Raw genomic sequence first — 17,690 nt, 5'->3', positions numbered from 1 at the left:
TCTACTATCCGTTATAGTAGATGGGGTCCGGGAAGTCCTACCGAGAGGCCCAGTCGTGGCTCGTCGAAGCTCCATCCTGATTGCAGCGGCCGTCATACTCGCGATCGCTCTCGTGGTGGCCGCGTTCGTTGCTCTGAGGATGAACAGCGAGACCCCGGCCGACGCCGGCGGCGGCGCGGCACCGGAGATGGAGCACATTCACGGGATCGGCGTCGACCCTGCGGACGGTGCGGTCTACGCGGGGACGCACTATGGGCTCTTCCGGATCGCCGACGGCCGCGCGACGAGGGTCTCGCAGGTGCAGGACTACATGGGGTTCACGGTCGCCGGCCCGGGCGACTTCCTGGCAAGTGGCCATCCCGGGGAGGGGCAGGGCGGCCCGGGCTCGGTCGGGCTCATCGAGAGCACCGACGGCGGCGAGACCTGGGAGACGCTCTCCCTGAGCGGCGAGGCCGACTTCCACGCGCTCGAGTACCGTCACGACCGGGTGTACGGGCTCAACTCCATGACGGGCCAGCTGCTGACCAGCACGGACAAGCAGACCTGGGAACCGCTAGGCCAGGAGGAGATCGCGGACTTCGCGGTCAGCCCGGAAGACCCCGACGTGCTGGTGGCCACCACCGAGCAGGGCCTGACCCGGAGCGCCGACGGCGGGGCCACGTTCGAGCTCGTCGCCTCGGCACCTGTAATGGTCTTCGTGAGCTGGGCCGACGACGGCACGCTGGCCGGCGTGACCCCCGACGGCGTCGTTTACACAGCGGAAGACCCCGATGGCGAGTGGGCCGAGCGGGCCCGCCTGGACGGGCAGCCTGAGGCACTGACCATCGACTCGGCCACGGAGATCTACGCCGCAGCAAACGCCACCGTGCTCGCCTCCACCGACGGTGGCGCCACGTTCACCCCGATGCTCGACCAGTGAGCGGCCCATCGCGCACGCCGGGTCCCTGAAGCGCGAAGAAGCGCTTGTCCGATCAGCACGGTCATCGGCAGCACGGCCGCTTCCAGCGGCGACGCACCGGCGCCGAGGACCTGCTGCAGGTAGATGGTCAGGAAGAACCACATCGGCGCCGCACCGAGCACCAGCTGGGCGAGGTTCCTCGCCCCGGACTGCGCACTGCGGAGATCGCGAGCCGCAGCGGCAGCTGTTCGGAGCAGGCCTGGCTGTTGAGGAACGCAGCCAGTCTTGTTGACCGCGCTACTGGCGTGTCGTCCCCGAAACACGTGATGGCGGCGCTGACGCTGATGCCCTCTGGCCCGACCTCGAGGAGCGGCATCGATGGCACTGGACGTAGATGGTGAAGGCGGCGGTCGTTCTGTCACGGGACTCGTCGTGGCGCGGACCTGCGCGGTCCGGTCGACCAGCAACCCAGATCTGCCGTGGGCCGCGTTTGTCGGCGCGGGCGTGGCGATCGAGCCCGTCAGCGAGTTCCTGCGTGAGCTCCTGGCGTGCGGGAACGGGGCGTCGTCGTGCCGCTCGTGCCCATACGACCTGTTGCGCTGATTCCGGTTTCTGGCTGCGGTAGATGTGCCATGGAACCGGGCGCAGCGCGTAGAGGTTCGTGACGTCGTGCTGTGGCTGCGTACGAGCGTTAATCCCGCAAGGAAGCGGTCTCGGCCAGGCTCGCCGGCGCCGGGGGCAATCAACGCGCGGACCGACCGGCCGTCGCCGTCGGCCGGATACGCGACGGCACGATCAACCATGTGCGCGACGTCGATGGAACACCACTGCGGTTCACCCCGCACGACTTCCGCCGCGTGTTCTCCACCGAGGTCGTCAACGGCGGCCTGCCCATCCACATCGCCGCGAAGCTACTGGGCCACCTGGACCTGAACACCACCCAGGGCTACGTCGCGGTCTACCCCGAAGAAGTCATCAACCGCTACCGAGCCTTCATCGACGAACGCCGCGGGCGCCGCCCGAGCGAGGAATACCGCGAACCCAGCGACGCCGAATGGAACGAGTTTCGCGACCACTTCAGCCTCCGCAAAGTCGCACTCGGCACCTGCGAACGCCCCTACGGAACCCCCTGCCAACACGAACACGCCTGCGTCCGCTGCCCCATGCTCCGCATGGCCCCCGCCCAGATGCCACGCCTGCTCCAGATCGAACGCAATACCCACGAACGCCTCGAGGAAGCCCACCGCCTGCAATGGCTCGGCGAGGTCTCCGCGCTCGAAGAGAACCTGCGGCACATCGCCGACAAGAAACGCCAGGCCGAAAGGCAGCTGCAGCAAGCCGACAACGACGAAGCGGGGTCTGACGCGCTCGCCTAAATGCCCACCCAGGGTCGGTTCCGCGTGACAGCGCAATCTGCGTGCTGGTGGAGCTGTGCGCTCGGTCCGGAGACTCCAAGGAGAGCTGGACTTCCACTCGGGCCCCATCCTGAGCGATCCCGACAAAGAACCGATCGGGTGCGAAGCCCACCCCGCGATCACTGCGCGACGGTGCTCAGGGGTGGTGAACATCGAACGCAGAAGGCCACGGCCACGAGGCTCAACAAGGGTCCCCACAGCAACAGCTTCTGAATCCATGGGCCGAGGACGACTCCGGCGGTGAGACCGTCGCGGAGCTCGACCCCGGCGATCATGAGCCCTGCCTCGTCGCTCGCAAGAGTCTGGACCGTGCGTCCTTCGGCCGTGAAGGTCTGGCTGGTGCCCGTGGTGGAGACGTTGACGACGCTGCGGCCGGTCTCGACCGCGCGCATGCGTGCGATGGCGACCTGCTGCAGGTTTTCGTCGGTGCCACGGAAGTCGGCGTTGTTCGTCTGGAACATGAACACCTGCGCGCCGTCGCGTATGCCTTCCTGGATGACGTCGTCGAAGACCACGTCGAAGCAGATCGCCAGCCCGACGCTCACCTGATCCACGTCAAGGACCGGCGAGTCGTTCCCCGGGGTGTACTCGCGCTGGAGGAGGGCGACGAGCCCCGGAGCAATCGCCTCGTACAGTTCTCGGTCGGGCACATACTCACCGAACGGGACGGGGTGGCGTTTCGCGTGCGTGGCCTCAGGACCGGCGTTGGTCCAGAGGAACGAGGTGTTGTAGAAGCGGCCTTCCTCGGCCGACGCCGCGTTCAGGAGCACTGGAGCGCCGTAGGCGGCGACCGCCGCGCTAAGGACCCGAGCGGTGTCACGATCTGCGGCAGGATCGCTGTCGACGCTGCCCTCCGGCCACACCACGACGTCTACCTGCTCGTCCTCCAAAGCGGCAGAGGCTGCCAGCTGCGAGTCGAGCACCTCGTGTGCGGCGCGCTCGTCCGCATACGCGGCGGGCCCGTTGCCCTGCACCGCACCGACCCGGATCATGCCGGCGTCGCGGGTCGGGAACTGAGGGACGACGAGCAGGACCATGGCGATCAGGCCGACCGGGATCGCGCTCAGCAGAAAGTAGCGGCACCTTGGACGAACGCCATTGTCCGCCCCTGGCACCGCGCGCGTGCGGACGGTCCACCGGACGGCCTCGATGGAGCCGGCGCACACGGCGACCATGAGGAACCCGAGCCCGGACACGCCCAGCCAGGACGCGACAGGCGCGATCGGGCTTGCCGACTGGCTCATCCCCAGCCGCCCCCAGGGAAATCCGCCGTACGGCCAGGAACCCAGGATCAGTTCCCGCGCCATCCACGCTCCTGCGACCAGAGCAGGGAGCACCAGGAGCCGCACGATCCGGGTATCACGCCAGCGAGGTAGCCACCGATAGGTCAGCACGATGAGCGGAGAGAGCGCAGCGAAGAGAACAGTCTCCACCGTTGCCAGCGCCACCCACGGCACCCAGCCGAAGGGGTTGTCGCCGAGGAACTGCCTAGCCCAGGACAGGTGCGGAAAGTAGAAAGTGGCGCCGAACGCCGCACCGATGAGCACCCCGCCACCGACGGTCCGTCCGATGAAAGAGACGAGCGCGAGGGGGACGGCGACGAATGCGAGCGGCCACCAAGCGAACGCGGGAAACGCCCCATCGAGCGCGTACCCGCCAGCCGCCGCCAGCGCGAGCGCAACTGGCATAGGCACGAGCGGCGGCTCGCCGTCTCTTGCCTTCAGGGTGGTCCTGCTTGGCAATCGTCTCCGGAGCCCGGAGCCGCGAGTGGGGTCAGACGCATGCGCGGCGTCGTTCACGGTCGTACGGTCGTCGAGGTCGATGCCCACGCTCCTGGAAGTCGGAAGTCGGAAGTCGGAAGTCGTGATGAGTGCGAGCGGTCTCCGGCCAACTCTGGTCGTCGATGCGGCTTAGATGGGGGTGACGAAGCCGCCGACCCAGCCCTGCATCGCGCCCATCAGGCTCGTCCACAGGCCGGTGACCATCGCCAGGCCGATGAGCATGAGCACTGCCCCGCCGGTCAGGTTGATCGCACGGACATGGGTGCGCAAGAAGGTGGTCGAGCGGCGGGCCCAGCCGAAGCCCCACGCCAGGGCCAGGAACGGAAGCCCGAGGCCCAGGCAGTAGGCAAGGGCGAGCAGGGCGCCGCGTGCCGCTGTTCCTGTATCGATGCTCAGGGCCGAGATCGCCACGAGCGTCGGTCCCAGGCAGGGCGTCCAGCCCAGGCCGAACACGATCCCCAGCACCGGGGCACCGGCCAGCCCGACCCGAGGCTTCCAGGACGGGCGGACGGTGCGCTGCAACGGTCCGACCTGGCCGATGAACACCAACCCCATCAGGAACACGACGACGCCGAGGACCTGTAGGAGGAACCCCTGGCGCTGGACCAGCCAGGACCCGAGCGCCCCGAACAGGGCACCGTAAGCGACGAACACGACCGTGAAGCCCGTGATGAACAGCCCCACCCCCGCCAGGAGGCGTCTCCTCGAGCTGTCCTGACCCATGCCGCCGACGTACCCCAGGTACCCGGGAACCAAGGGAAGGATGCAGGGTGAGGCGAACGACACCAGCCCCGCGAGCATCGCGAGCGGCACGGCAAGGAGTAGGCCGCCGGAGAAGACGACCTCCGGGATGCTCATCGCCGGCTCATTCCTCGATCGCGGCCTGCACGGCCTGGACGAGGTCCTCCGGGGTCTCCACTTCTAGCCGTTCGCCGTCCAGGAAGAACGTCGGGGTACCTTCCACGCCCAGGGCGCGGCCCTCTTCGAAGTCGGCCTGGACTCGTTCCGTGGTGGCGGGGTCGGCGACGGCGGTGTCGAAGGCGTCCATGTCCAGGCCGAGGCCCTGGGCGAAGCCGCGGAACACGTCTGCCTTGGAGTCCTGGGACTCGCCCCACTCGGCCTGCGTCTCGTACATCCGCTGGTACATGGGCTCCAGCTGTCCCTGACCGGCTGCAGCCTCGACGGCGACCGCGGCGGTGGCGGAGTTGGTGTGCCCCGGGATCGGGAAGTACCGCATCACGAGCGTGAGCTCGTCGGCGTGCTCCTCACGGAGCTGCTCGACCGTCGGGTAATAGGCGCGGCAGACCTCGCACTCGAAGTCCAGGAACTCCACCAGCACCGCCTTCTCGTCGGATGCCTGGTTCAGGACGTGGCTGTTCTCCCGCACGACCTGAGCGTCGGAGGCAGGCGTCTCGGGTTCGGAGGACAGGATCGCCGCAACGAGGAGCCCGATCAAGGTGAGCACCCCGACGAGCAGGACGAACTGCAGCAGACGCTGGGAGGTCAGGCGCTGCTTGCCCGGCCGTTTGGGCGCCGGGCCCTTGGCGGCCGGGCGCATAGGCGCCGGACCCTGAGCGTTCGGACGCTTGATGGCTGGATTGGCGGTCGGACGCTTAGCGGACATGGGTTCCTCTGTAGAAAGTGGGAAGGGCGACTGGCGCAGGACGAGGGGCGGATGCCGCGATGAATGCGGCCGTCCGGGGTGACCGCTCATCCGGCGGTCAGCCCGGAGTAGGAGTGCTTGCCGTTGATGATCAGGTTGACTGCGGTGAAGTTGAACAGGACGCAGGCGTAGCCCACCAGGACGAAGTAGGCAGACTTGCGGCCGGCCCAGCCCCGGGTGGTGCGGGCGTGGAGGTAGGCCGCGTAGACGACCCAGATGATGAAGGTCCACACCTCCTTGGGGTCCCATCCCCAGTACCGGCCCCAGGCGCTCTCGGCCCAGATCGCTCCACCGATGAGGGTGAACGTCCAGGCCACGAACCCGACAGCGGTCAGCCGGAACGACAGCGCCTCCAGCGCGGTGGCGGTGGGGAGGTTGTCCAGCCAGCGCCACCCGGGGCGTCCCACGATCGCCCCGCCGCTGTCACGCGCGTCGCGCAGGAGCTGCAGCGAGGAGGTCAGGAAGCTGACGGTGAAGATCCCTGCGGCGCCGACGGCGACGCCGACATGGATGACCAGCCAGTAGGACTGCAGGGCGGGGAACAGGCCGGTGGCCGGGGTGTAGAACGCGTTGACGGCCAGCACCAGGAACAGCGTCGCGATGCCGGTGACGAAGGTTCCTAGGAAGCGCACGTCTCGGCGCAGGTTGAGCAGGACGAACGCGAGCAGTGCCGCGCAGGTCCCCACGAGCGTGAACTCGTACATGTTCGACCATGGTGTGCGGCCGGCCGCGACGCCGCGTAGCACGATGGCCGCGATGAGCAGGCTCGTGGCCAGCCACGTCGTGGCCACGCCAACGGCCGCAGCGCGCCGGGGCGCGACCACCGCTGACGCGCCGGTGAAGGCGGGCGCTGCGCGGTGCTCGGCTTGCCGCGAAAGGTCGATCGCGAACGCGATCAGCGCCACCACCAGAACGGTGGCCGCCGACCAGACAAGGAGCACGCTCAGAGCAGAGATCTCCATCGAGGGGGGTCCCTTCCAAAGATCAGCCATGTCCGACGCCGGAGGTGGGACAGGCGATGTAGTCATCAACAGCGCGCCGACCGGCAGGGGTGAGTTGTTGCAGGGGCGCGCAGAGGGCTTGCGACGGCATGCCGACGTTCGGGGAATCAGGCAGAGATGAGCCACGATTCCGGCCTCACGCCGACGATGCGGTCGCGGCCAAGCCGCCACTAGGTGCAGGAGCGGCTACGGAATCAGCGATGCGGGAGAGCGTTCACCATCGAACGGCTCGCCGTGTCTACCGTCGACACACACCCCACGACAACGGGTCCGTCGACGTGAACGGAGCGACATCACGCATCACCCAGGTCGGCCACGCGGACGCAGGGACGCGTCGGCGCAGCCGGTGCAGCGGCGCACTCCGCCCGGCAGCGAGGAGGACTCCGGCAACCACAAGCGCGCACAGGCACAGCAGGCTGATCGTGTCGTGGGCATGCGTCCCGGCGTCCGGAGCCGGATCATGGGCCGAGGCGGCGCTCTCGCCGCCGAGCCACGCCACCAGTTCGACACCCGACGTTGCCGAGGCCGTCGGGGAGGACGGCTCTGCTGCGGTCACACCGAGCACACCGGTCAGCGCCAGCAGCACGATCACGAGCACGCGCTGCACGGCGCTCGAGCCTGCTCGACGTCGGACCGGGACACTCATAGTGGGAGCATCCTAGACGCACAACCTTGACGCTCCGACCGAGGCGCGAGATCCCAGCGCCTATGCGGTTGCGCGCTGTCATACGCCCCGGCCAGGTCGTCATGGGCGGAAGGCCGCATCACCGCACCGTGTTGCCAGGCACCGTGTCCGCTCCGTTACTGTTGGCTCGCCATGAGCCTGACACGTCACCTCCGTTCGCTGCTCGCCGATCCCCGGCGAGAGACTGCGAGCGTCCTGACCGTCATGTTCCTGGTCCTCGCGGTCGTCAGCGTGCATGTCCTGTGCAACGTGCACCTGGACGAACCAGCTCAGAGCGCGGGGCACTCGCACCAGGCCCCCGTGCCGGACGCAGAGCAGGCGTCCGCGCCGACGTCCGTCGTCGAGGCAGCTCCCGCACCACTGGGCGGCGGATCGCACGGCTGCTCCGATCACCACTCGGCGACCGCGCAGTGCGACCCGGTCACTCCGACCTCGCCCGGGCCCGCCGTGGCGCCGACTTCCAGCGTGCAATGGCTCGTCTCGGATCTGGCGCACGCGGAGCGCGCGGCCCGGCACATCGGGACGGTCGCAGCTGCGCCATCGTTGACTGCGCTGGGGATCTCTCGGACGTAGACCACCACACCCCGTCGGCACCAACCCCTTTGGGTGTCGACCGGTTCAGCACGCCCCTGACCCGGGACGCGTGCGTGGTTCTACTCGATCCGAAAGGTCCCCGCTTTCATGGAGCCCAGCTTCACCTCCACCACGCCCAGCCGTGGTCGTCACCGGGCGGTCCGCCGCCCCATTCTGGCTACCGTGGCCCAAGCGGCCACCGAGCACGTGAGCGCGTTTGCCGGACGCACCGCTGTGGTCGCCGCAGCCGGCTCCGGCGTGCTACTGACCCTGGTGGCCACCCCGGCACAGGCGGCCCCAGCCAGTACGGCGGTCAACACCTCACTGGCAGGTAAGCCCATTCAGGGCACGCTCGACTCGGCAAGCCTCAATGCCCTGACTTCGCAGGCCCGCCAAGCAGTCGCCGCCGCCGCTGTCGTGACCGTCGCTCCTGATGCGGAGCTGAAGGTCGAAACGACCGCTGTCTCCGTGACTTCCGCTGCGGAGAACGAGGAGTACCGGGCACAGGTCGCCGCCGAGGAGGCCGCAGAACGAGGTTCAGCGGTGGTGTCGATCGGGATGCGGTATCTGGGGGTGCCGTACCTGTGGGGCGGATCAACCCCGGCGGGGATGGACTGCTCCGGGTTCACCTCGTACGTGTACGCACAGGTCGGGATCAACCTGCCGCGCACCTCGTCCGAGCAGCGTTACGCCGGACCCGAGGTACCGGCCTCCCAGGCACAGCCCGGTGACCTGATCTGGTCGCCCGGACACATCGCGATCTACGCTGGCGACGGGATGCAGATCGAGGCCCCGGTCCCGGGCCAGACCGTGCGATACACCAGCATCTGGCAGTCCAACCCGACGTTCATCCGGGTCGGCTGACCCGCGTGCGTGAGGGGCGGTCCCGAGCCCGTCCCTCACGCCAGACGGTGCCCGCCCCGAGGCCTCCTGCACTTGAGATGAAAGCCCTGATGCACCCCTTTGTGATTCCTGACCCGACAACCACCGCACCCGGCACCACATCAGGTTCGGTCCCGCCCTCCCGACGGCGGCAGCGGCAGGCCGGCGCCGCGCTGGTCACGCTGATGCTCTTCGTGCTGCCCCAGGCACCCGCGTGGGCGCACGACCAGCTGCTGTCCTCCACCCCTGGCGACGGCAAGACGATCACCGCGCTGCCGCCCGAGATCATCCTGACCCTGTCCGAAGCGCCGCTGGCCACCGGCGCACAGGTCGTCATCACGGCGGCGGACGGCGACATGGTCCCCACCGGAACGATCAGCGTCGATGAGGCCACCGCGAGGGTGACCGTCCCGGTCACCGGGCAAGGGCCGTCCGGCGCTTACACCGTGGCCTGGCATGTGGTGTCCTCCGACGGGCACCCGATCGAGGGCGCCTTCGAGTTCAGCCTCGAACCGACCGACGCGGAGACCGGCACCGCGTCGTCTCCGGGACCTACTCGGTCGGCGCAGAACGAACCCGGCTCGGTCTCGACCAGCGCTGCCCCGCCCCAGGACACCCAGGAGTCGTCCTCGGCAGGGCAGAGACAAGTAGCCGCGGCGGGCTCCCATGACAACGGCAGGACCACCGACCCCCTCGTGGTGGTGACGGTCGGCATCGCCGTCGCCATCGCCGTCCTGATCGTGATCACGTACGTCACCCGACGCAGAGACCGCACCGCTGATCCTGCTGATATCACCGGCCCCGACACAGTGGAATGGTCCCGGCCACCCTCGGCGAGGCCCTGACGCAGGTGACGACCCGATCTGCGGCCGGGATCACGACCCACGTCGACGGCCCTGTCTGGATCCCCACCGATCCGCCCTCGTGGGAGACGTATCTGGCGCCCACCATCCAGCCGATCCCGGTGATCCCGATCATCGGGCTCGCACTGGCTGCTCTCTACCTGGCCGGAGCCATCCGGGTCTGGATCACCGGGAGGCGCTGGTCGCCGTGGGCGACGCTGTCGTTCCTGACCGGGTGCGCGGTGCTGGTGGTCGTCATGGGCGCAGGTGTGGAGGGCTACGGGCTGGAGATGTTCTCCGTGTTTATGTTCCAGCAGCTGACCCTGATGATGGCCATCCCGCCCCTGCTCGTGCTCGGCCGGCCCGGCACGCTCCTGCTGCGCGCCGTGCCCCACCACGGCTTCGGCAGCGCGGTGCTGGTCGCAGCCCGGTGGGGGCTGCGTTCCGGAGCCGGGCGCGTGCTCCTGCATCCGGCGCTGAGGATCCCGGTGTTCCTGCTGTGCTTCTACGCCCTCTACTTCAGCTCGCTGGCCGGGCGCCTGCTCAGCACCTGGACCGGCCACCTCGGCCTGGAGCTGCTGTTCCTGATCGCCGGCATCCTGTTCACGGTCCCGGTGTTGTCCCGGGACCCTCTGCCCAGTCCGCAGGGGCACCTCGGTCGAGCGGCCGACATGTTCATCGAGATGCCGACCCACGCCTTCTTCGGCGTCATCGTGATGATGTCCACCACCCCGATGGTCAGCGCCTTCACTCACCCGCCGCAGTCCTGGGACATCGACGTCCTGGCCGACCAGGTCACCGCCGGGGGCCTGGCCTGGTCCTACGGCGAGCTGCCGGCCCTGATCGTGCTGTTGATCATCTTCGTCCGCTGGCGCAAGGACGAGTCCCGGCAGACTGCCGCCGCCGACCAGCAGACCTTGCACCACGACCCGGAGCTGGACGCCTACAACGCTTACCTCAAGGGCCTGGCAGCCCGTGACCAACGGCTCTGACCATATGGCGGAGCACAGTGCTGCGCCGCTGGCGAGGTCGAACGTTCGACGCTGGAAAGCCTGGTCCAGGATGTGCTCGCCGAGGAACCCGGGACGCAAGCACGAAAAATGGGTCTCTGACGAGTGGCTCCGGGGCTTGCATCCGGTACCCGGGTACGGGTTTGCCGTGAGGTCATGGACACAACCGCAGGTCTGGATTGGGCACCGCAGGCATGCACGCTTCCGAGCGTCGAGCGACCGTTCCGGTTGGCCGAGTTCGGTGCGCTGCTGGCCGGCGCGCAGCAGGCCGAGCGCTTCGGTGCACAGCAGCTCCGTGTGAGTTTGGCCGGCGCGCCTGGGTTGGAGGAACGGGTGCGGGATCGGCGCCGGCCAGGCGGGGCACCAGGCCGGCGAGCATGCCTGCCGGGTCGGGTGGGGAGAAGAAGAGCCCGGCGCAGAAGCCGACGGTGAGCACGGCGAGCATGGTGGTGATGACGCCCTCGAAGGCTCGCTGCCCACGGGTCTGCTGGACCGCCAGGACCAGCAGCGACACCACCCGGTGAGGATCCCGCCCAGTACGGGCGGAACGCCGAACAGCAGGTAGAGGGCGATGGCGCCACCGATGACCTCGGCGAGGTCGGTCGCCGCGGCGACGATCTCGGCCTGCACCCAGATGGCGATCCGCGCCGGGCGAGGCAGCCGGTCCCCAAGCACCTCGGGCAGCGACCGGCCGGTCACGACGCCGAGCTTGGCCGACAGGTACTGCACCAGCACCGCCATCGCGTTGGCCGCAGGAGCACCCAGATGAGCAGGTAGCCGTACCGGGCGCCGGCGTGAGGTTTGCGGCGACGTTGCCGGGATCCACGTAGGCGATGGCCGCTACGAACGCGGGTCCAGCAGCATGAATAGGCGTACGCGGCGTGTGCGTGGCTCTGCGACGGTGCGAGTCATCCACCCCCCCAAGAAGTTCGGGTATCAGAACTCTAGCGCGCGGACATCCGGACTCATACCCCTTCAGTTGTTACTTCGCCGCCTCGCAGGCGCACGGAACTAGCGGCGCGGAGCAGGTCGGACCCCACGGGGCAGGCAGGAGGGGCATGGCTGCTCCGGTTGCCAGGCCTGGACTATTCCGCCGCGCGTCGATATCATCGGTGCATGGCGATGAGTCAGGAAGTTGAAGGGCCGGGGCTGGATGCCCCGCTGGACGAGGGCGCGGCGGTTGCTCCGGCTGCAGCGCTCTACCGGGCACTCGGGGAGCCGACCCGGTTGCTGATCGTGCAGCACCTGTTCTCCGGAGAGCACCGTGTGCGAGAGCTGACCGAACATCTCGGCCTGGCGCAGAGCACGGTCAGTGCGCACCTGGCGTGCTTGCGCGACTGCGGGCTGGTCACCTCCCGGGTGCACGGCCGCGCCTCGATGTTCTCCCTGGTGGACCCGGAGCGGCTGGTGTCGCTGTTCGCCGTCACCGAAGGTCTGCTGGAGGCCACCGGGTCAGCTGCTGCGTTGTGCACCCACCTCGGGCCGCAGGAGCGCGCCAGGCTGGAGGATGAGCGATGAGCCACGACCACGACCACGGCTCCATGGGCGCGGAGGACCACCGCGGACGGCTGGCGGTCGCGTTCGGGATCACCGCCGCGATCCTGGTGGCGCAGGCGATCGGTGCGCTGCTGACCGGGAGCCTGGCGCTGCTGGTGGATACCGCGCACATGCTCACCGACGCCTCGGGCCTGCTGCTGGCCCTGATCACCGCCTCCCTCACGCTGCGCCCGGCCTCCTCTCGCCGCACGTGGGGCTTCCGGCGCGCCGAGGTCCTGGCCGCGCTCGGCCAGTCTGCGGTCCTGCTGGCCGTGGGTGTCTACGTCCTGATCGAGGGCGTACAGCGCCTGTTCGGCCCACCAGAGATCCCGTCCACCGAGCTGCTCCTCTTCGGCATCATCGGCCTGGTCGGCAACGTCGCCTCCATGCTGGTGCTCGCCAGCAGGCGCTCGGCCAACTTCAACCTACGGGCCGCGTTCCTCGAGGTCCTCAACGATGCGCTCGGATCGGTCGGCGTGATCGTCGCGGCCATCGTGATCGCCACCACCGGCTGGCAGCAGGCCGACGCGATCGCCGGCCTGCTCATCGGCGCCCTGATCGTGCCCCGCGCGATCAAGCTGCTGCGCGAGACCGCCTCGGTGCTGCTGGAGACCACGCCACCCGGCCTCGACCTCGACCAGGTCAGGACCCATCTGACCGAGATCGACCACGTGCGCGGGGTCCACGACATGCACGCCTCCCTGATCTCGACGGGCCTGCCGATCATCAGCGCCCACGTCGTCGTCGAGGAGGGATGCTTCAAGGACGGGCACGCTCCACAGATCCTGGACCGTCTCCAGGAGTGCGTCGCGACCCACTTCGACGTGCCCGTCGAGCACTCGACCTTCCAGATCGAGCCCGTCGCCCACCGCGACCACGAAGCCCCCAGCCACGCCTGACCGGCCGAGGCCCGGTCCCGACGGCCACGATTTCAAGAACCGGCCCGCGAGCCTCGAGCCCCCGCTGGGCTCGTTCCCTCACCAAGGAGACGCCGTTGTCTGACCAGCACACCCTGACCATCCTCGTCGTTCCCGGCTGCCCGCACGCCACTTCCGCGATCGAGCTCACGCGGGACGCCCTGGCCGCTACGGGCCTGGCGGCCACGATCGAGACCGTTGAGGTCGATGACCTCGACCAGGCCGAACGCCTCGGCTTCGTTGGGTCGCCCTCGTTCCACCTCGACGGGCGCGACTTGTTCCCCCGGGGCAGCACGCCCGCCATGGCCTGCCGGGTATACGTGACGCCCGCGGGCCCGCGAGGCGTCCCCAGCGCTGCTGCGCTCGCCGCGGCCCTGACCGCGGCAGGTACGGATGGCTGAGGCGAGCACGGCCAATCATGAGGTCGTCGTGGTCGGCGGCGGACAGGCCGGGCTGGCGATCAGCTACTACCTGACCCGCTCCGACGTTAAGCACCTGGTGCTCGAAGCAGCCGGCCAGCCCGGGGCGAGCTGGACCAACCGGTGGGACTCCCTGCGCCTGTTCACCGCCCGCCGCCTACAGCGCGCTGCCCGGCCTCCCGTTCCCCGGCCCGGGCGACCGGTACCCGAGCGGCCATAACGTTGCCCGACACCTGGCCGACTACGCCGAGCACTTCGACCTGCCCGTTCGCACCGCGTCACCGGTCCGATCGCTGGTGAAGGGGCAACAGCGGGTTCACTCTCGACACACCCACCGGGCCGGTCTCGGTGCACAGGGTGGTCGTAGCGAGCGGCGCCTTCAGTACGCCGGCCATGCCCGCGTTCGCTCGCCACCTCGAAACTGAGCTGCCGAACTTGCACTCTGACGACTACCGGCGCCCGCAAGATGTCCCTGCAGGAGTGGTCCTGATCGTCGGCTCCGGGAACACCGGATACCAGCTCGCGCTCGAGCTCGCGGGCACGGGCACGGGCACGGGCCGTGCACCTGGCCCATGGCGCCAGCGCGCGCACCGTCCCACAACGGATCGCGGCCCGCGACATCTTCTGGTGGTTGACCCGCACCCGCGTGGTCAGCGCCCCGGCCGACTCCAGGATCGGGCGACGTCTGCGCGCGAACGACCCGATCATCGACACCAGCCGCACCGCCCTGCGCGCCGCCGGCATCCGGTTCCGTCCTCGCGCCGCGACCGGCGCCGGCCGGACCATCTCCTTCGCCGACGGTACTTCTCTGCGCCCGGACTCGGTCCTGTGGGCCAAGGGCTACCGGCACGACGACCGCTGGATCAAGATCCCCGGGGCTCTCGACGACGACGGTGCCGTGCGCACGAGCGGACTGGACACCCCCACACCGGGGCTCCATGTGCTGGGCCGGAGCTGGCAACGCAGCCGCGGGTCCGCCCTGCTGGGATTCGTCGCCCAGGACGCCCGCCTCCTCGCCACACGCATGGCGACCAAAGGGACAGTTCCCCGACGGTGAGGCGCCGTGACCAAGGCACAACCGACCATGAGACACCTCACTCAAGCTCCCGATAGGTCAGCGCTGACTGTATAGTCAGCGCATGCTGACTCTTGCTTCGAGGTTGGACGTGATGAACCGGCTGGGCCGGGCGATGGCCGACCCCACCCGGTCCCGGATCTTGCTGAGCCTGATCGACGAACCGGGCTACCCGGCCCAGCTGGCCCGCGACCTTGACCTGACCCGGACCAACGTGTCCAACCACCTCGCCTGCCTGCGCGGGTGCGGGATCGTCGTGACCACGCCCGAGGGGCGGCAGACCCGGTACGAGATCGCCGACCCCCACCTGACCCGCGCGATCGGCGCCCTGGTGGAGACGGTGCTCGCGGTCGACGACGGCGTCCCCTGTGTGGACGAGGACTGCGACTTGCCGCTGTGCTGCGGGCCAGGTTCAGCGCAGGACAACCCGGGCGCGACCCTGCCTACGGGGCGGGAGGGTGCGTGGTGAACGACATCTGCTGCGGTCCCGACCCCGAGGACACGACTACCCAGCGTCGCCTCGCACTCCAGACCCCTGTCGCCGACGGTTACCACGGCAGCGAGTCCCACGACGACCACGACCACGTCGATGACCACGATGACGAGCACGACCATGGCGACGACGAAGCGGGTCCGTGGTGGCGTGACCCGGGGATGCTCCTGCCCCTGGGCTCCGGCCTGCTCCTACTGGCCGGCTACATCCTGGAATGGACCGGCCTCGCACCTGCCGCAACCGTCGTGCTCGCCCTGTCCCTGGCCGTGGGCGCGTGGACGTTCGTCCCCGGGGCGATCAGGCGCCTGATGAAGGGCCGGCTCGGTGTCGGCCTGCTCATGACGATCGCCGCCGTCGGCGCAGTCCTGCTCGGGCACGTGGGTGAGGCCGCGGCGCTGGCGTTCCTGTTCTCCATCGCCGAAGCGCTGGAGGACCGGGCGATGGACCGCGCCCGCCACGGCCTGCGCGCCCTGCTGTCCCTGATCCCCGAGACCGCAACCGTCTCCAAGCTGTCCGGCGACGTCGAGATCCCGGCCGCAGACATCCAGGAGCTCGACATCCTCGTGGTGCGCCCCGGGGAGCGGGTCGCCACCGACGGCGTCGTCGTCAAGGGCACCAGCAGCGTCGACACCTCCGCGATCACCGGCGAGTCCATCCCCGTCGAGATCAGACCCGGTGACCCGGTGGCAGCCGGATCGATCAACGGCAACGGCCCGCTGCAGATCGAGGCGACGTCGAACGGCCGCGACAACTCCCTGACCACCATCGTCCGACTCGTCGAGCATGCCAACGCCCGCAAGGGCGAACGCGCCCGCCTGGCCGACCGCATCGCGCGCCCCCTCGTCCCGGGCGTGCTGATCCTCGCCGCCCTCGTCGTCGTGTTCGGCTTCATCGTCGGCGACCCCGCACTGTGGACCGAACGCGCCCTGGTCGTCCTCGTTGCGGCGTCCCCGTGTGCGCTGGCCATCGCGGTCCCGGTCACCGTGATCTCCGCCATCGGCGCCGCCAGCAAGTTCGGCGTGATCATCAAGTCCGGCGAAGCCTTCGAACAGCTCGGAGCAGTCCGGACCGTCGCCCTGGACAAGACCGGAACCCTCACCCGCGGACGACCCGAGGTCGTCGCCGTGGAGACCACCGGCACCCGTCACCGGGACCAGGTGCTGGCCATCGCGGCCGGGCTCGAGGCCCACAGCACCCACCCCCTGGCCACCGCGATCCTGGCCGCCGCACCCGAACCTGCCCGACTCACCGACATCACCGAGCACTCCGGCCAGGGCATCACCGGGCTCCACGACGACGTTCCCGTCCGGGTCGGCTCACCCCGCTGGGTCCCACCTCGCTCCCTGGACGAGGCGGCGCGCGCCCTCGAGTCCCAGGGCATGACGGTCGCCGTCGTCGAGATCGCTGGAGCCGTCGCCGGAGTGATCGGCATCCGCGACGAGCTCAAGCCCGAAGCCGCCGAAGCGATCCGCGACCTCACCTCGGCGGGCTTCGAGACCGTCATGCTCACCGGCGACAACGAACGCACCGCCGGCGCCCTCGCCGCCCAGGCCGGTATCCAGAACGTGCGGGCGGAACTCCTGCCCGCCGACAAGGCCGCCACCATCGAGGCCTACAGTGCACGACACACGACCGCGATGATCGGCGACGGCATCAACGACGCCCCGGCCCTCGCGGCGGCCGACGTCGGTATCGCCATGGGCGTCACCGGCTCCGACGCCGCCATCGAGTCCGCCTCCGTCGCCTTCACCGGCAGCGACCTGCGCCTCATCCCCCAGGCGATGCTCCACGCCCGCCGCGGACGCCGCATCATGACCGGCAACATCGGCCTGTCCCTGGCCATCATCATCGTGCTGCTACCACTGGCCCTGTTCGGCGTGCTCGGCCTGGCCGGCGTGGTCCTGGTCCACGAGATCGCCGAGGTCATCGTCATCCTCAACGGCATCCGCGCCGCCCGTCGGCCGTCCACTACTACCGCCACCCAGCAGCGGGCCCTTAACTCACCGAGCCAGACCTGATCGATCCCTGCCAGTCCCCGCCGAGCAAGGCTAGGGAGTCAGCCAACGCCACCGGGCGGCGCCCAAGCCACGCCGCGATCCGTAGCTGACCCCTCGGCGCGGCAAATGCCGGACTCGCCAACAGAAAGGAAGGTGCCCGCGAGCCTTCCGCCAGGCTGTCAGCAGCCCACCGCACAGCACAATCGCCGGCAGCTGCGCTACGAACCGCAGCGAAGGCAAGTCGCTCTCCCAGATCGGCGACGGGCGCCGGGCGATCGGCGCATCAGCCAACAACGACCCTTACTTGCACCCGACCAGCAGCCCGCGCTGGAGGCGGGCACCGCTGAACTTAACTGCAGAGAAGTCCGACACTGCTGACGCAACGCGATGTCCTCACGCTCGGACGAGGACGGGAAGCGGCCTGCCCTGCCACGTCTCGTCCCGAATCTGCCGAATGCTACTCAGATACAGCGCTCGGGACCACAGCGCCCCGGCACCGCGGT

At 69.2% G+C, this 17,690-nt stretch carries 18 protein-coding genes and 2 pseudogenes; 14 read left to right on the top strand and 6 right to left on the bottom strand.

Features of this window, described 5'->3' with window-relative positions:
* The first annotated feature begins 139 nt into the window (after positions 1-139).
* A complete protein-coding gene (locus tag D1350_RS17205) occupies positions 140-919 on the top strand; it encodes a F510_1955 family glycosylhydrolase (RefSeq protein WP_125777274.1) in 780 nt (259 codons plus the stop codon).
* A 782-nt stretch (positions 920-1,701) separates the two neighbouring features.
* Complete coding sequence (locus tag D1350_RS17195) at positions 1,702-2,274, top strand: tyrosine-type recombinase/integrase (RefSeq protein ID WP_206074583.1); 573 nt, start codon at positions 1,702-1,704, stop codon at positions 2,272-2,274.
* Between the two features lie 158 nt (positions 2,275-2,432).
* On the opposite strand, the gene lnt is transcribed toward D1350_RS17195, so the two are convergent.
* The 5 genes from lnt to D1350_RS17170 all read right to left on the bottom strand — a co-directional run bounded on the left by lnt (position 2,433) and on the right by D1350_RS17170 (position 7,365).
* Positions 2,433-4,142 carry an apolipoprotein N-acyltransferase gene (gene lnt, locus D1350_RS17190; protein ID WP_240644172.1) on the bottom strand — a complete coding sequence of 570 codons (1,710 nt, stop codon included), beginning with the start codon at positions 4,140-4,142 and terminating at the stop codon, positions 2,433-2,435.
* Positions 4,143-4,223: 81 nt separating this feature from the next.
* On the bottom strand, positions 4,224-4,952 hold the full coding sequence (locus tag D1350_RS17185; protein WP_125777272.1) for a cytochrome c biogenesis CcdA family protein: 729 nt from the start codon (positions 4,950-4,952) through the stop codon (positions 4,224-4,226).
* A gap of 7 nt (positions 4,953-4,959) precedes the next feature.
* Positions 4,960-5,652, bottom strand: a complete 693-nt coding sequence (locus D1350_RS17180; RefSeq protein ID WP_125777271.1) for a DsbA family protein — start codon at positions 5,650-5,652, stop codon at positions 4,960-4,962.
* Between the two features lie 152 nt (positions 5,653-5,804).
* Positions 5,805-6,719: a c-type cytochrome biogenesis protein CcsB gene (gene ccsB, locus D1350_RS17175; protein WP_125777270.1), complete on the bottom strand. Its 915-nt coding sequence runs from the start codon at positions 6,717-6,719 to the stop codon at positions 5,805-5,807.
* Between the two features lie 277 nt (positions 6,720-6,996).
* The gene (locus tag D1350_RS17170) at positions 6,997-7,365 is read right to left on the bottom strand and encodes a hypothetical protein (RefSeq protein WP_125777269.1); all 369 of its coding nucleotides are present in this window, start codon (positions 7,363-7,365) and stop codon (positions 6,997-6,999) included.
* Between the two features lie 210 nt (positions 7,366-7,575).
* On the opposite strand from D1350_RS17170, the gene D1350_RS17165 reads away from it, so the two are divergent.
* The 4 genes from D1350_RS17165 (at position 7,576) to D1350_RS17150 (ending at position 10,732) form a co-directional block, all read left to right on the top strand.
* Entirely contained in the window at positions 7,576-8,016 is a 441-nt protein-coding gene (locus D1350_RS17165; RefSeq protein ID WP_125777268.1) for a hypothetical protein, read from the top strand.
* A 108-nt stretch (positions 8,017-8,124) separates the two neighbouring features.
* Complete coding sequence (locus tag D1350_RS17160) at positions 8,125-8,880, top strand: C40 family peptidase (protein WP_125777267.1); 756 nt, start codon at positions 8,125-8,127, stop codon at positions 8,878-8,880.
* 89 nt (positions 8,881-8,969) lie between these two features.
* On the top strand, positions 8,970-9,743 hold the full coding sequence (locus D1350_RS17155) for a copper resistance CopC family protein (RefSeq protein ID WP_164545207.1): 774 nt from the start codon (positions 8,970-8,972) through the stop codon (positions 9,741-9,743).
* A complete protein-coding gene (locus D1350_RS17150) occupies positions 9,713-10,732 on the top strand; it encodes a cytochrome c oxidase assembly protein (RefSeq protein ID WP_125777265.1) in 1,020 nt (339 codons plus the stop codon). The genes D1350_RS17155 and D1350_RS17150 overlap by 31 nt, the downstream gene beginning before the upstream one ends.
* Positions 10,733-11,090: 358 nt before the next feature.
* On the opposite strand, the pseudogene D1350_RS17145 reads toward D1350_RS17150, so the two are convergent.
* A pseudogene (locus tag D1350_RS17145) lies at positions 11,091-11,662 on the bottom strand (Nramp family divalent metal transporter); the annotation flags it as partial.
* Between the two features lie 204 nt (positions 11,663-11,866).
* Here D1350_RS17145 and D1350_RS17140 point away from each other — a divergent pair.
* The 8 genes and pseudogenes from D1350_RS17140 (at position 11,867) to D1350_RS17110 (ending at position 17,208) form a co-directional block, all read left to right on the top strand.
* Entirely contained in the window at positions 11,867-12,268 is a 402-nt protein-coding gene (locus tag D1350_RS17140; protein ID WP_125777264.1) for an ArsR/SmtB family transcription factor, read from the top strand.
* Positions 12,265-13,185, top strand: a complete 921-nt coding sequence (locus D1350_RS17135; RefSeq protein WP_125777263.1) for a cation diffusion facilitator family transporter — start codon at positions 12,265-12,267, stop codon at positions 13,183-13,185. The genes D1350_RS17140 and D1350_RS17135 overlap by 4 nt, the downstream gene beginning before the upstream one ends.
* A gap of 95 nt (positions 13,186-13,280) precedes the next feature.
* Positions 13,281-13,604, top strand: coding sequence for a hypothetical protein (locus D1350_RS17130; RefSeq protein WP_206074582.1), 324 nt, complete (start codon positions 13,281-13,283; stop codon positions 13,602-13,604).
* Entirely contained in the window at positions 13,597-13,842 is a 246-nt protein-coding gene (locus tag D1350_RS24945; RefSeq protein ID WP_125777262.1) for an NAD(P)-binding protein, read from the top strand. The genes D1350_RS17130 and D1350_RS24945 overlap by 8 nt, the downstream gene beginning before the upstream one ends.
* A 98-nt stretch (positions 13,843-13,940) precedes the next feature.
* Positions 13,941-14,156 (top strand): annotated as a pseudogene (locus tag D1350_RS24940) (FAD-dependent oxidoreductase); the annotation flags it as partial.
* A 97-nt stretch (positions 14,157-14,253) separates the two neighbouring features.
* A complete protein-coding gene (locus D1350_RS24540; RefSeq protein WP_240644171.1) occupies positions 14,254-14,679 on the top strand; it encodes an NAD(P)/FAD-dependent oxidoreductase in 426 nt (141 codons plus the stop codon).
* Between the two features lie 82 nt (positions 14,680-14,761).
* Positions 14,762-15,166 carry a Cd(II)/Pb(II)-sensing metalloregulatory transcriptional regulator CmtR gene (cmtR, locus tag D1350_RS17115; protein ID WP_125777260.1) on the top strand — a complete coding sequence of 135 codons (405 nt, stop codon included), beginning with the start codon at positions 14,762-14,764 and terminating at the stop codon, positions 15,164-15,166.
* Positions 15,163-17,208, top strand: coding sequence for a heavy metal translocating P-type ATPase (locus D1350_RS17110; protein ID WP_420807817.1), 2,046 nt, complete (start codon positions 15,163-15,165; stop codon positions 17,206-17,208). Before cmtR ends, D1350_RS17110 begins: the two co-directional genes overlap by 4 nt.
* Positions 17,209-17,690: the final 482 nt, after the last annotated feature.

The sequence above is a fragment of the Antribacter gilvus genome (genome assembly GCF_003946865.1).
Classification (GTDB): Bacteria; Actinomycetota; Actinomycetes; order Actinomycetales; family Cellulomonadaceae; genus Antribacter; species Antribacter gilvus.
The sequence above is the reverse complement of the archived record's forward strand: the minus strand, read 5'-3'. Positions and strand labels throughout refer to the sequence as shown.

Coding starts and splice junctions, on each gene's coding strand:
- D1350_RS17165 (WP_125777268.1), top strand. CDS start 7,576: ATGAGCCTGACACGTCACCTCCGTTCGCTGCTCGCCGATCCCCGGCGA.
- D1350_RS17150 (WP_125777265.1), top strand. CDS start 9,713: ATGGTCCCGGCCACCCTCGGCGAGGCCCTGACGCAGGTGACGACCCGA.
- D1350_RS17140 (WP_125777264.1), top strand. CDS start 11,867: ATGGCGATGAGTCAGGAAGTTGAAGGGCCGGGGCTGGATGCCCCGCTG.
- cmtR (WP_125777260.1), top strand. CDS start 14,762: ATGCTGACTCTTGCTTCGAGGTTGGACGTGATGAACCGGCTGGGCCGG.
- D1350_RS17160 (WP_125777267.1), top strand. CDS start 8,125: ATGGAGCCCAGCTTCACCTCCACCACGCCCAGCCGTGGTCGTCACCGG.
- D1350_RS17155 (WP_164545207.1), top strand. CDS start 8,970: ATGCACCCCTTTGTGATTCCTGACCCGACAACCACCGCACCCGGCACC.
- D1350_RS17180 (WP_125777271.1), bottom strand. CDS start 5,652: ATGCGCCCGGCCGCCAAGGGCCCGGCGCCCAAACGGCCGGGCAAGCAG.
- ccsB (WP_125777270.1), bottom strand. CDS start 6,719: ATGGAGATCTCTGCTCTGAGCGTGCTCCTTGTCTGGTCGGCGGCCACC.
- D1350_RS17205 (WP_125777274.1), top strand. CDS start 140: ATGAACAGCGAGACCCCGGCCGACGCCGGCGGCGGCGCGGCACCGGAG.
- D1350_RS17185 (WP_125777272.1), bottom strand. CDS start 4,952: ATGAGCATCCCGGAGGTCGTCTTCTCCGGCGGCCTACTCCTTGCCGTG.
- D1350_RS24945 (WP_125777262.1), top strand. CDS start 13,597: ATGGCTGAGGCGAGCACGGCCAATCATGAGGTCGTCGTGGTCGGCGGC.
- D1350_RS17135 (WP_125777263.1), top strand. CDS start 12,265: ATGAGCCACGACCACGACCACGGCTCCATGGGCGCGGAGGACCACCGC.